This is a genomic window from Blautia sp. AF26-2 (assembly GCF_003460955.1).
Lineage (GTDB): Bacteria > Bacillota > Clostridia > Lachnospirales > Lachnospiraceae > Fusicatenibacter > Fusicatenibacter saccharivorans.
Genome location: NZ_QTWD01000002.1, coordinates 38,729 through 52,713, shown reverse-complemented (window position 1 = coordinate 52,713; position 13,985 = coordinate 38,729). Strand labels below are relative to the sequence as shown.

At 48.6% G+C, this 13,985-nt stretch carries 9 protein-coding genes and 1 riboswitch; of the genes, 5 read left to right on the top strand and 4 right to left on the bottom strand.

Annotated features, from left to right (window positions below):
- The first annotated feature begins 216 nt into the window (after positions 1-216).
- From DWY63_RS03130 to DWY63_RS03110, 5 genes are all read left to right on the top strand, one after another.
- A complete protein-coding gene (locus DWY63_RS03130) occupies positions 217-1,152 on the top strand; it encodes an ABC transporter permease (RefSeq protein ID WP_243001832.1) in 936 nt (311 codons plus the stop codon).
- A 12-nt stretch (positions 1,153-1,164) separates the two neighbouring features.
- Positions 1,165-2,028, top strand: coding sequence for a carbohydrate ABC transporter permease (locus tag DWY63_RS03125; protein WP_117801295.1), 864 nt, complete (start codon positions 1,165-1,167; stop codon positions 2,026-2,028).
- 102 nt (positions 2,029-2,130) lie between these two features.
- A complete protein-coding gene (locus DWY63_RS03120; protein ID WP_117801293.1) occupies positions 2,131-3,840 on the top strand; it encodes an extracellular solute-binding protein in 1,710 nt (569 codons plus the stop codon).
- Positions 3,841-4,043: 203 nt separating this feature from the next.
- Positions 4,044-7,007: a beta-glucosidase gene (locus tag DWY63_RS03115; protein ID WP_117801291.1), complete on the top strand. Its 2,964-nt coding sequence runs from the start codon at positions 4,044-4,046 to the stop codon at positions 7,005-7,007.
- Between the two features lie 78 nt (positions 7,008-7,085).
- Positions 7,086-7,214: riboswitch (FMN riboswitch) on the top strand.
- Positions 7,215-7,426: 212 nt separating this feature from the next.
- Complete coding sequence (locus tag DWY63_RS03110) at positions 7,427-8,068, top strand: ECF transporter S component (RefSeq protein WP_022461231.1); 642 nt, start codon at positions 7,427-7,429, stop codon at positions 8,066-8,068.
- A gap of 288 nt (positions 8,069-8,356) precedes the next feature.
- Here DWY63_RS03110 and DWY63_RS03100 read toward each other — a convergent pair whose 3' ends face one another.
- The 4 genes from DWY63_RS03100 to DWY63_RS03085 all read right to left on the bottom strand — a co-directional run bounded on the left by DWY63_RS03100 (position 8,357) and on the right by DWY63_RS03085 (position 13,976).
- Entirely contained in the window at positions 8,357-10,078 is a 1,722-nt protein-coding gene (locus DWY63_RS03100; protein ID WP_118666711.1) for a putative ABC transporter permease subunit, read from the bottom strand.
- On the bottom strand, positions 10,071-10,796 hold the full coding sequence (locus DWY63_RS03095) for an ABC transporter ATP-binding protein (RefSeq protein WP_117801284.1): 726 nt from the start codon (positions 10,794-10,796) through the stop codon (positions 10,071-10,073). Before DWY63_RS03095 ends, DWY63_RS03100 begins: the two co-directional genes overlap by 8 nt.
- A gap of 380 nt (positions 10,797-11,176) precedes the next feature.
- Entirely contained in the window at positions 11,177-12,484 is a 1,308-nt protein-coding gene (locus tag DWY63_RS03090; protein ID WP_117801282.1) for an alpha-L-fucosidase, read from the bottom strand.
- A 121-nt stretch (positions 12,485-12,605) separates the two neighbouring features.
- The gene (locus DWY63_RS03085) at positions 12,606-13,976 is read right to left on the bottom strand and encodes an MATE family efflux transporter (protein ID WP_117801280.1); all 1,371 of its coding nucleotides are present in this window, start codon (positions 13,974-13,976) and stop codon (positions 12,606-12,608) included.
- Between the last annotated feature and the right edge of the window lie 9 nt (positions 13,977-13,985).

The following is a 13,985-nucleotide window of genomic DNA, read 5'->3' as shown; positions in this document are numbered from 1 at the left end:
TGTAAGCTGGTGTAAAAAATAAAAACAAACGCATATAAATTAGTAAAAATGCCTGCCATAGCAACTGAAAATGTGGAAAAAGATAAAAAAAGTCAATATAAGTGGACAAAATACACAATATCAAACGGGGATTTTATTTGATATAGTGTAAACATCACAAATAATCAAAGAAAATGCGTAATAAAAACGCACAAAACAACGGAAAGGATGGGGAGTATGGCGAAGGAAAAAATGAAAAAGAAAAAAGGAGAGAAAATTACCCCTGTAATCTTGTGGAAACAGCGTTGGCTGCTTGTGATGTCAGTACCATTTGTAATCTGGCTGATTATTTTCAAGTACATTCCACTGTGGGGATGGACCATGGCATTTCAGGAGGTAAAACCTGCGACATTTGCACTTCCGATCTGGGAGAGAACCTGGGTTGGATTTCAAAATTTTACAGATGCATTCAAAGACCGTCTGTTTACACAGACATTAATCAATACATTGGGGGTAAGCTTCCTTGACATCGCGGTCGGAACGATCGCAGCAATCGCGTTTGCGGTTCTTCTGAACGAGATGTTCTTTATGAAGTTCAAAAAAGTAACGCAGACCATTTCTTATCTGCCGCACTTTGTATCCTGGGTTATCATTGCAAGTATTGCAAAGAATATTTTCAACGACGGCGGTGTTGTTGACAGTATCTTCGGCAAGAACCTGCACCTGATGAGTTCCAACTCACCGCTTATCTGGGTAACCATTATCCTGATCAACTGCTGGAAAGAGGTTGGCTGGAACGCAATTATTTATCTGTCCGCCATGGCAGGTATTGATCCTGGTCTTTACGAGGCCGCTGATATGGACGGTGCAAGCCGTCTGCAGAAGATCTGGCATATCACTCTGCCGGGTATCCGACCGACCATCATCGTACTGCTGATTATGAGCATCGGTGGCGCCCTGAACGTAGGTATGGAGCGTCAGATGCTTCTTAGTAACCCGCTGGTTGAGGATCACACGATGGTACTTTCCTGGTTCTCTTATAAGAGAGGTATCGGAAACAGCAACTACGGTCTTGGTACCGCAATCGGTGTATTCCAGTCTGCAGTCAGCGTTACCCTGCTGCTGATCGCCAATAAGATTGCCGGTCTGGTAGGCGAAGATAAACTTATGTAGGAGGACGCGAATATGAACAAGAAAGCAAAAAAATTTGACTACGTACTGGCGGTAATCTTCGTATTCCTCGTCATCATCACCATTTATCCGTTCCTGAACGTACTGGCGATTTCGTTCAACGATTCTACGGATACCATTAAGAATGTAAACTTCATCATTCCGAGAAAGTTTACATTAAGCAACTATAAATATGTATTTAAAGACGGCGGCATTGCAATGCCGGCTGTGATTTCTGTAACAAGAACCATCATCGGAACAATCGTAGGTATTGTATGTACCTCGATGGTTGCTTACACATTAAGCCGCAGAGACTTCGTACTCCGCAAACCATTCCAGTTTCTGTTCGTTGTTACCATGTATGTCGGTGGCGGAATGATTCCGGAATACCTTCTGATTATCCGTACCTTAAAGCTGGGCAATAACTTCATGGTATACATTCTGCCTGGTCTGATGTGGGTTTATAATATGATTCTGGTCCGCTCTTATATCGACGGACTGCCGATGGCTCTGCAGGAGGCAGCAAAGCTCGACGGAGCAAACGATTTTCAGATCTGGTATAAAGTCGTTATGCCGCTTTGTAAACCGGTTATCGCAACCGTAGGTCTGTACTATGCAGTAGGTCAGTGGAACTCCTTCATGGATACTTACCTGTATGCGAAAAAACTCCCGACTCTGCAGTACAAACTGTATGAGATTATGAACCAGGCGACCATGAAAATGGACGTTCATGCAGGAACCAATGTACAGACGGCCGTAACACCAATGTCCGTACGTATGGCCGTAACGATTGTAGCAACTGTGCCGATCGTTATTGTATATCCGTTCCTTCAGAAATACTTTATCGGCGGTATGACACTTGGTTCTGTTAAAGACTGATAAAAAACAGTATTAAAAAATTTTTAGAAAAAGATGATGTTTATTCCTGCCAGGCGAAAGAAAGAGTGCAGGATGACATAAACCATTTTAAGGAGGGCTTTTATGAAAAGAAAAGTAGTATCACTCATGTTAGTATCTGCTATGGTGGCCGGAATGCTCGCAGGATGCGGTTCCGACAGTGGCAGCAGCAAGGGAGGATCCAGCACAGAGACTGGATCAGCGGCAGAGGCAAGTTCTTCAGGCGAGACAGCAGATGACAAATCTCCGATTACCTTTGAGTATTTTAACGCTGATGGTAAAAACGGCAACTGGGATAACCCGGTAGCAAAAGCAATCACAGAGGCAACCGGCGTTACACTGGATGTTTCCTATCCGGTAGCATCCCAGGGTGATGCAAAAGAAGATATTGCGCTGATGATCGCAAATGATGAGTATCCGGACATGATTTATGCAAAAGGCTCAGCAACGGATTTGTATCAGGCAGGCGCGCTGATTGATATGACAGACCTGATTGAAAAATATGGTCCAAACATCAAAAAAATGTACGGAGCAGAGATGGAAAAACTGAAATGGAGCCAGGATGATCCTGGAATCTATCAGCTTTCCTACGCAGGTGTAAACCAGAAAACCCTGACAACAGGCGGAAGCTGCCAGATTCAGTGGGCTGCATTAAAAGAGAACGATTATAAATATCCGAAGACACTGGATGAGTATGAAAAAATGATCAAGAGCTATCTTGCAGCACATCCAAAAACAGAAGATGGTCTGGATATGATCGGTATCACCATGAGTGCTTCTGACTGGCACTGGATGATTACCCTTGGAAACCCGGCAGGACTGATCGCTGATGCATCCCCGGATAATGGACAGTGGATCATTGACGACGAGTACAACGTACATTACAAACATGTAACAGATGAAGAGAAAGAATACTTCAAATGGCTGTGCCGTATGTACAACGAAGGTATCCTGGATCCGAACTTTGCAACGCAGACAGATGATGACTATATTGCAAAAGTTGCCAGCGGCCGTGTTGTTGCCATCACCGATGCTGAGTGGCATTACAGCCAGTGCGAAGCTACTCTGGTAGCAGATGGAAAAGTAGATCAGACTTATGTTGGACTTCCTGTAACCTTAAGAGAAGATCAGGTAGAAAAAGCCCTTCTGTATCAGGGAACTACCGTTGGCTGGGGTATTGGAATTACCAAGAGCTGTGAAGATCCGGTTCGTGCCATCAAATTCCTTGACTATCTGTGCTCCGATGAAGGACAGATCCTGTATCACTGGGGTATCGAAGGCGAGAACTACTTCCTCGATGATGACGGACAGCCATATCGTACCGATGAAGAAGTTGCAAAAGCTCAGTCTGATCCGGATTATGCAAAGAACACCGGTATTGACAACTACACTGGATTCCCGATCTACGGAACAGGTTCCTACTCTGAAGACGGATTCCCATACACTCCAACTACCAAAGAGTCTGTTATTGCAAACTACAATACAGCAGAAAAAGAAGGATGCGAAGCGATGGGATTTGAGATGCTGACCGACATGTTTGCACAGCCGGAAGAGTTCGATCTTCTTCCATACTCTGCACTGTGGGCATATCAGCAGCCACAGGAACTTGCTGAGAAACAGACAATTCTGGACGAAATTGCTTGGCCGGGACTTGTTAAATGCGTAACTGGTACCGAAGATGAGTTTGATGGAAACTGGGAGAGCATGGTACAGGAGCTGACAGACAATGGTCTGGCAGATGCAGAAGAAGCTATGACAGAGTTCCTTGCTACCAAACTTGTTGATGTAGAGTAAGTAAAGCAAAAACATAAAAACATAAGGTTTTGCCGTTGAACGGAAGGCGGCACAAAAACATGGTCTGATATTATTAAATGTCAGGCCATGTTTTAAAATACAGCGACAGTAATGGGAAATGTGAAACATTGTAAAAAGATAACAGTATATGGAAAATCTGCAAACAATTTCATGAGACAAAATCATCGGGAGGTTTTTGAAAAATGACAGAAAAGAAGGAGTTTCAGGTAAACAAAAACACACCGTTCTGGGATGCATCACTGACGGATCAGGAAAGAATCGACTGGCTGTTAAAAGAAATGACGGTCGAAGAAAAACTGGGATACCTCGCCAGCTCTTCCCCGGATCTGCCGCGCCTTGGTATTCCGGGAGTCTCTGTGGGCGGTGAGGCGGCACACGGCGTTGAGGGCAGAAACGATCAGAACGGTCTTGGAAAACCGGATGTGACAACATCCTTCCCACAGCCGATCGGTATGAGTGCATCCTGGGACCCGGAGCTGATCAGACAGGCCGGTGAAATAACAGGAACCGAGGCGCGCGTCGTATGGCACCGCCATCAGGGCCATGGACTCAGCAGATGGGCTCCGACCGTTGATCTTGAGCGCGATCCGAGATGGGGAAGAAACGAAGAAGGTTACGGAGAGGATCCTGTGCTGACCGGAAAAATGGCCGGTGCTTATATCCGGGGAATGCAGGGCGATGATCCGAAGTATCTGCGCTGTGCAGCGACCTTAAAGCATTTCTATGGAAACAACACGGAGGTCGGCCGCGGATGGAAAAATTCTTCCATTGACCCGCGGAACAAATATGAGCTGTATCTGGAGCCATTCCGCAGATGTATTGAGGATGGCGGCGCAGAGGGCATCATGACGGCATATAACAAGATCAACGGAACGATCGGTATCCTGAATCCGGAAGTGACCGATATTCTGAAAAAACAGTACGGTCTCCGTCACGTTGTCAGCGACGGCGGTGCGATGGGACTTGTCGTGAATCTGCATCACTATTTCGGACAGCATGCGGAGACGATCGCAACGGCGCTGAAAGCCGGTGTGGATGCCATGTCTGACGATCCGCGTATGGTAGAGCAGGCGGCACGCGAGGCATATGAGCTTGGCATTCTGAAAGAAGAGGATATGGACCGCTCTATTCGCTGTATGATGGAGACGAAGCTTCGTCTCGGCGTTTATGATCGGGAAAATCTGAATCCGTATGACCGTGTGACCGAGGACGATATCGATTCCCCGAAGGCACGTGAAATCTGTAAAGAGCTGAGCCGCGAATCGATCGTACTTCTGAAAAATGAGAACGGAGCGCTGCCACTTGACAAAGCCCTGAAAGCAGAAGATATTGCCATTGTCGGACCGCTTGGTGATGCATGGTATCAGGACTGGTACGGCGGAACGGCACCGTACCGCACAACCTTCCTGCAGGGGATAGAAGTACTGAAGCAGGAGAACATTACATTCGCGGATGGTCTGGATCGCGTTGTTTTCCGCTGTGATGGAAAAGGTCTTGCCGTAGCAGAAGACGGAACACTTCAGATGGCAGATGAGCCAGATGTGTTTATCAAGGAATACTGGGGTGAGGGAAGCTATACGTTCAAGAGTGTCCGTACCGGAAAATACCTCGGTGCAAGACTCTCAGAGTCGCAGGGAGAAAAGCCGAAAATGGGACAGATTGCGGCAGACCGGGAGGAAGCCTTCGACTGGTTCGTGATGGAGATTTTCCACGTGGAGCCGCAGGAGGATGGCAGCGTTGTGCTGACCAACCGTTTCCATTACCCGGTTTATAAGGATGCAGAGGGATTTTTCTCCTTCGAGCAGACGGAGGGAATTCCGATTACGATGGAGGTTGTCGAAAACGGAATTGAAAAAGCAGTTGCTGCAGTCCGGGGCAAAAAGCAGGTTTTACTTGCGCTCGGCTGTAACTCCGTGATCAATGCGAAAGAGGAGATCGACCGCAACACACTGGAGCTGCCAGAGGAGCAGGAGATGCTGCTTGACCGGATCGCAGAGGTCAATCCGAATACCGTTCTGGTGCTGTTTACGAATTATCCGTACACACTTCAGAAAGCGATGGAAAAACTGCCGGCGATCATCATGTCTGCAACGGGAAGCCAGGATATGGGAAGCGCAATGGCAGAGGCTGTGCTTGGAATCTATGCACCGGCCGGCCGTCTGAATATGACCTGGTATGAGAGTATCGATCAGCTGCCGGACATTGACGATTACGACATCATCAAAGGAAAAAGAACGTACCGCTATTTCGACGGGAAGGAATTGTATCCATTCGGCTATGGCCTGACGTATACCACATTTGCGTATGAGAACTATAAGATTTCCTTAAAAGACGACCGTCTGCTGCAGATCTCTCTCGATGTGAGAAATACGGGCGATACCGCAAGCGACGAGGTCGTCCAGATCTACGGTTCCGCTCTGGAATCCTGCGTAAAGAAACCAATCTGCCAGCTGCTTGATTTTGTCCGTGTGAAAAACATTGCCCCGGGCGAGACGAGACACATCGCACTGGAAATCCCGGTGGAGGAGCTTCGCTTCTACGATGTCATCAGCCGCAGACTGATGGTAGAAGAAGGAACGTATGAAATCTATGCGGGCGCATCCTGCAAGGATAAAGCCGTTTCCGCAGAAATCTTTATTCCGGGCGGAAAAAGGGGAGTACGCGATCTGAGTGCATTTACCGCGGCAGACCACTACGATGATTACGAGAACATGTATCTGACGGAAGGCCACTTCAATTTCAAGGCAGTCCTCGTGCAGGATGAGACGAAAGAAGGTGTTCTCGTTTACCGTGACTGTGATCTTTCCGATGCTGCTGTTCTGGCGCTTCATGTGAAGAGCGAACGCGGCGGCAGTGTGGAAGCCTTTGTGGATGGTGTTTCGATGGGAAGCTTTACCGGTGACACAAGAACCTGTGAGTTCCGCAGCGCCCCGAAACTGGACCGCTATGCGGAGGAAGAAGTAAAAGAGCGCAACCGGTACCGCGAGCCGGTTTATGAGGATGTTGAAATTTCCCTCGCAGACAGACCGCAGACGGACGGCGCATCTGAGATCCGTCTCGTCCTGAAGGGAGATATGCGGATCTGCTATCTGCGTGTGCTGAAAAATAAGAGCACAGGAAAAATTCAGATGGGCGTAGCAAACTAACCAGATCATGTATTGTCTAAAAAAAGTATTGACAAATTGTGTGAATATGAATAAAATGTTCCTGTAAAAACAAAATACGGAGATCTTCAGGGCAGGGTGTGATTCCCTACTGGCGGTATAGTCCGCGACCCGCTGCGATATCAAACAGCGGCTGACTCGGTGCAACTCCGGGACCAACAGTTAAAGTCTGGATGAAAGAAGACGAAATAAAGTTTATTTGCATGGAAATATTTTTGGTGCCCTGAATTCAAGAAAAGGAATTCAGGGCACTTTTTTTCGCGGACAACGAGCCAAAGTCCGTGCTTGCACGAGACCTTGGCGACTGCCGCGAAAACAAGTTCAAATTCGTGGAGCGTATTTGGACTCGTTACTTCCGGCAGAACCGGTCAAGATCTCCAGAAAAAAGGAGAAATGCAGTTATGAATGCACAGACAACAGCAAAACAGACATCAAAGATGTCGCAAATCGGAAAAACCCGTTACATGGTACAGGTGGCAATGCTCGGCGCCGCCGCAGTCGTATTGATGTTTTTTGACATCCCGCTTCCGTTTGCCCCGAGTTTCTACAAGATTGATTTAAGCGAAGTTCCGGTGCTGATCGGAGCCTTTGCGATGGGACCTCTTGCCGGAGCTGCGATTGAGCTGATTAAGATTCTGCTGAACCTTGTTATGAAAGGAAGTACCACCGCAGGTGTTGGCGAAGTGGCAAACTTCCTGATCGGCTGCGCGTATGTTATGCCGGCCGCATGGATCTACAAAACACAGAAAACCAAGAAAAATGCCATGATCGGTATGGCAGTCGGAACCGTATTTCTGGCAGCAGCCGGCGGTCTTCTGAACGCTTTTGTACTGCTTCCGGCTTATGCAGCAGCCTTTGGAATGCCGATGGATGCCCTTGTGGGAATGGGATCTGCAGTCAACAAAGCAATTACAAGCCTTCCGACCTTTGTTCTGTTTGCCGTTGTACCGTTCAATATCATCAAAGGTGTTGTGGTATCACTGGTAACCATGCTTCTGTACAAGCACATCAGCAGACTGCTGAAGGGTGAGGCGATGAATTAGTTCATCATTTCCGAAATCATTTCCGTAAACGGAGAATCCAATAAATACGTTGTAGAGAGACGGACAAAATGCAGAGAGAAATCCTCTGTTTTTTGTCCGTCTTTTAAAATTTTCGGGGAATGGCGGCAATGGATTGCCCACACAGGTCTTTTAGTAGTACGATGAAGCATAATCGATAAAAGAAAATACGCAGCGAAATTGGAAAGGAGCGCAAAAAAAAGAGATCCGCACATTGGCTGAAATCTCTTTTCTATCACATTTTAATATTGTTATTATGTCTCGAAACTGTTAAGCGCTTTCCAGATGTTCCATCACTTGAACGCCCCATTTAAAAAGGGCGGTTCGCATGGCGAAGGTCAGGACTGCGGTAAGCAGAATCATCACGCTCGTGGTGATGTGGATGTTGAGGTGAAGTTTTCCGTACAGCAGGTAGCCGGCTCCGATCAGGATTGCGCCGACGGTGAGGTCGATGAGGACGGAGATCAGGGAGCGGTTGTTGGATTTTATGGCGGCGGTTTCGTTTTCCCAGTTTAATTTCGGAAATGCAAGGTCAAAAAGGAGCTGTTCATAGTTTACGAACAGGGTAAATAAAACCGTGATCGCCGTGGTGTAAAGAAGGGTCGCCGGGTGCAGACCGAAGACGACCGCGATGATGTTGAAGACCAGAGCGTACGGCAAGGTGCCAAGGAGACTGATCAGGATGCCGCTTACCAGCATGGCACGGATCTGGTCGTGATAGCTCATCGGAATGCATTTCATATAGATGTATTCGCTGCCCTTTCGGGACATCGCTGTGGCGGAGATCACGCAGAACATGGACATCATGACGGCGATTCCGGCGGCGGTAAGGACGGCAACTGCGACAGGCAGTTCCCCTTTCAGGAGGCGGAATATGGTGCCATCGGCGACAAGCCGTGTCCAAAGGCCGGTGGTTTTAGCCATGCCAAGGCTGGAAATGACGGAAACGAGGGCAATGCCAAGCATGAAGACCGGCCAGATGAGAGGCATCAGAACACAATTCATAAACCAGGCCGGGGTTCGGTACAGTTTTTTCCATTCGATCATCGCGTAGGTGCGGACCGGATTTTTGCTTTTGACGGTTCGGGTCACTTCTTCTTTGGATAAAATGCGTTTTTCGCTGGTGGTCTCGCTCATGCCAAGGACAGCCGGGAGGTAGATTTTCCAGGCGAGGGCGAAAAAGACAGCAAGGATGACGGCGGTTGTAGCGATGTAGAGTATCATTTTGAGAAAGGATGCATCTGCAAGGCTTCCGGTCATCAGGGGCAGGTTCGGAAAAATGGTCCGGAAGGCGCGCAGAGTGCCCTTCTGGCTTTCCATCAGGTTCATGATATCCTGCATTTCAAAATTTCCGATACTGCGCGAAAATACGTTGATGCCGATCGCAAAAATCAGGGATGCGGCGAATCCGAGGTAGCTTAAGAAATCCTTGTTTCGGATATTTTTGAAAAGACGCATCACGAGCATCGTCAAAACTGCGGCGTAAACGAGCGGCACAACCGGGAAAATAAGGCAGGCGAGGATCATATTGATCCAGTAAAAAATGCCCATTTTGGCGCTGATCCCGTACCCTAACAGAAACGGAAAGAACAGCAGTACAATAAGATAGTATTCGTTCAGCAGACAGCAGAAGCCTTTCGCACCGACAATCTGCGCCGGGGTAAACGGCAGCGGCAAAAGCTTTACGAGGTCAGAGTCCATGTAATACTCGCTCAGAAACAACGGCAGGCCATAGAAGAAAATGACCATCATGCCGATGGCACAGACGAACTCGATCAGCAGGGTTTCCAGCCCGAGCGGCTGCAGGAAGGTATAGCCGGAATATCCCAGAAGAAACAGTAAGACCGACACGGGAAGGAGGCAGACACCAAGCAGAAGGTATACAACGATACGTCCTCCGTCCGAAAATGCTTTCTTTTTTCCGCTCTTCTGATTGCTTTTTCCTGGTCCGCTTTTCAGAAGGAAACGGGTGAGAATCCATAAGTTACGCATGTTCGGTGATCTCCAAAAAGACATTTTCAAGTGTCTGATCCGGATAGGCCGCTTTTAATTCTTCCAGGGTACCCAGGTATACCTGGCGGCCGTGATGGATAATGGCGATGCGGTCGCAGAGTTTTTCCGCTACTTCCAGCACATGGGTGGAAAACAGCACGGCGTTTCCGGCATCGGCGTGTTCACGCATCATCTGTTTGAGCTCGTGCGCGGAGCGCGGGTCAAGGCCGGTCAGCGGCTCATCGAGAATCCAGACCGGCGGCTTGTGGATCAGTGCGCCCATCACCATGATTTTCTGACGCATGCCATGCGAGTAGCTCATGATACGGCTCGAAAGGTTCTCTTCCATCTCAAAGCGTTTTGCGGTTTCTTCGATAAAACGCTGACGCTCTTCCGTTCCGACACCGTAGATATCTGCCATAAAATTCAGATATTCAATTCCCCTGACGCGAAGAAACGCATCCGGGTCGTCGGGCACAAAACCGAACTGGCGCTTGGCTTCGAGCGGATCCTTCTGGATATCTTTTCCATTGATTTCAATCGTTCCCTCGGACGGTGCCAGGATGCCGGTGATCATTTTTAATGTTGTCGTTTTCCCGGCTCCGTTTGGGCCGATAAATCCGGTGATCTTTCCATCTTCGATATCCCAGGAAAGATCATCGACGGCTTTTTTGCTTCCATCGCCGTAAATTTTGCTGACGTGGTTCAGACGAATCATGTTTTATTCCCCCTCTTTTTTTCTTGTAAAACGAAACTGTGATTCTCTTGCTTCGTTTCTAAAAACAGACTGCCCTTTTCTCACTCCGAAAGCTCTTATCCTTCCCTGCGCAGGAAAAGGAGTCAGGCGGATCTTCGCAATCCGCTTCGCTACTTGCTTGATTCAGTTAAATTTCGAAGCACGGGCTGTGATCTTGTGTTTTTTTCAGTATGCATTCTTCTGCCAGAACTGTCAATCAGCGGAACGAAAAATACAGAATTTTGTAAGAACTTGTAAGACTTTTAGAGCGTGTCTGAAAAAAAAGATACCGCAAAGTGAAGCCTGCAGATTGCGGAAATGCTTTTTCAGACACGCTCCAGAATCAAATCCGATTTTACCCTCTACTTTTTCAGAATCACATCGATGACTGTATCGACTCCATCCGGCAATACCGGGTCTTCGCCGAGATCAGCGAATGCCATGGTCGGATAATCGCTGTGTACCCAGCTTGTGGAAACCGGGATTTCCGCGCCGGTTGCGACGTAGCGGATCGCCTGGATTTCTTCTTTTTTCACGCCGGGCAGCGGCAGCGGCCCAACGGTATTTTCATAGACATGAAAATACAGATGGTTTCCGTGGCGCGTCACACGGCCAAAGTCCGGTTTCTCAATACCGGCTTTTCCGCAGCCGTAAATGCTCTCTCCGTTTTTCTTCATCCACTTTCCAATCTCAGCCAGCCGTTCGATCGACTCCTCCGGGATATTTCCCCTGGCGTCCGGGCCAACGTTCAAAAGCAGGTTTCCACCCTTCGATACGCACTCGACCAGCTTTTTGATCAGCATCGGTGCCGGTTTGAAGAAGTGGTCGTTGGCACAATAACCCCAGTGATTATTCATCGTAACGCAGGATTCCCAGGCGATATCGTTTCCATTTACATCCTGGATGCCATTCGGCGGAATCATCTGCTCCGGGCTCACAAAGTCGCCGTGGTACGGGGTCGGATTTCCGGCCGCCAGAGAACCGTAGCCCTCTCCGCTCACCTCGAGACGGTTGTCGATGATGACATCCGGCTGGAGCTTCCGCACCATATTGATCAGCTCCGTCGCTTTCCATGCTTCGCCGCGCAGCGTATCGTAGGAAAAGTCAAACCACAGCACATCGAGCTTTCCGTAGTTTGTGCAGATCTCGCGTACCTGATTGTGCATGTAGGTCAGGTAGCGGTCGAAATCGCGGTCATCGTTTTTGTATGCCGGGTTGTTCCGCATCGGGTGGTTCCGGTCGCCGTAATGTGGGAAATCGTCGTGGAACCAGTCGAGCAGGGAGAAATACAAACCGACCTTCAGTCCTTCTGCGCGGACGGCATCAACGTACTCTGCAACGAGGTCGCGGCCGCATTTCGTGTTGGTGGATTTGAAATCGGTATACTGGCTGTCGAAGAGGCAGAAACCGTCGTGATGCTTGGCAGTCAGAACCATGTATTTCATGCCGGCCTCTTTCGCCGCTTTTGCCCATTTCCGCGGCTCGAAATCAACGGGGTTGAACTCCTCGAAATATTTCATATAATCTTCTTTTGGAATCTGCTCGGTACTCCGCACCCATTCTCCGCGCGCCGGGATGGCATAAAGTCCCCAGTGGATAAACATGCCGAAACGGGCGTCGCGGTACCACTCCATCCGCCTGTCATAAGCTTCTCTGTCAAATTTGTACATCGTTTTGCTTCCTCCTGTTTTAGTTTTATATTGGTAATGATTCAGAGTACCATTTCGCATGGCTCTGAATCGTTACGTCAAGCGGATATTCGCAATCTGCTTCGCTACTTGCTTGATTCGGTTAAATCTTAATTTTCACCCATTTTCCCTGTTTGAATCGGATCGTCGCAAAGATAAACCGTGACATCTGATCCGCCAGCACGCCGAACCAGATTCCGACGATGCCAAGCCCCAGCGTGTAACCGCCAAGATACGAAACGATCGTACGAATAAATGTAACGCTGATCATAGATGCAACTGCCGTATAGAGCGTATCTCCCGCACCGCGCAGGCATCCCATGTAAATAACCTGACAGATCTGGAAAATGACGACGAAGATAATGACATGGATGATGCTGACACCGATTTCAATGATATGCTGTTCTTCGAAAAACAGACTGTACAGCCATCTTCCGCCGAAGAGATAAATCGCAACGAGACATACTGCGATGCCCGCGCCGATCAGACGGCACGTTCTGCCGTACTCTTTCGCAAGATCCGGCTTTTTTGCGCCAAGGCTCCGGCCGATCAGTGCAACCGCTGCGGACTGGAGGCCATCGCCGAACGCAAACGAAAGCGACATAATATTCATGCCGACCTGGTGTGCCGCCATCGCATCGGTTCCCTGCTTGGCCGCCATGATCGCCGTCATCATAAAGCCGATCCGCATGAAAACCTGCTCAAAAAACACACTGTACCCGACCCTGACCAGGCTGATGAACGCTGCAATCGTCGGTTTAATTTTGTTCTTCAGAATATAGCCAAGGTTCAGGAATCCGTCTTGCTTTGTGATGGAAAGGATGCTCATCACACATCCGACAACCGTTCCTGTGACGGTTGCCAGTGCCGCACCCTGAATGCCGAGTGCCGGGAACCCGAAATGGCCGTTGATCAGAAGATAATTCAGGATAATATTAATCGTATTTGATGTTACATTTGTGCGCATCGTGATTTTTGTATTGCCCGCACCGCGCTGTGCCGAGTTGATCCCCATCTGGATACAGTTAAAAATCATACCGCCCATGATGATACGGAAATATGTTACTGCGCCATTATGAGTCTCCGCCGTTGAACCGCACAGATGGATAATCGGACTTGCAAACGCCACAAATCCAACACTGAATGCAGCTGCCGCAAAGATAATAAATACAAGCGCAGTTACCAGAGTCTCATTCGCCGCACCCTGCCTCTGCTCTCCGCGCCGCCGCGCAACGAGAGCAGAAATCGACACATTCAGCGCAAAGAAAAACGCCAGGCCAAGCAGCTTCGGCTGTGTCGTCAGACCGACCGCGGCAACTGCGTAGGAGCCAAGCGAGCTTACCATCAGCGAATCTACAAGACCCGCAAATGCAATGAAAAACGACTCCACGATCGCCGGCCACGCCATGTTGACGGCGGTCTGGAATGTGTCTTTGTGGTATTTCCCCTGTAACTTGTTTCCTAAGTACCCCATTTCTTTTCC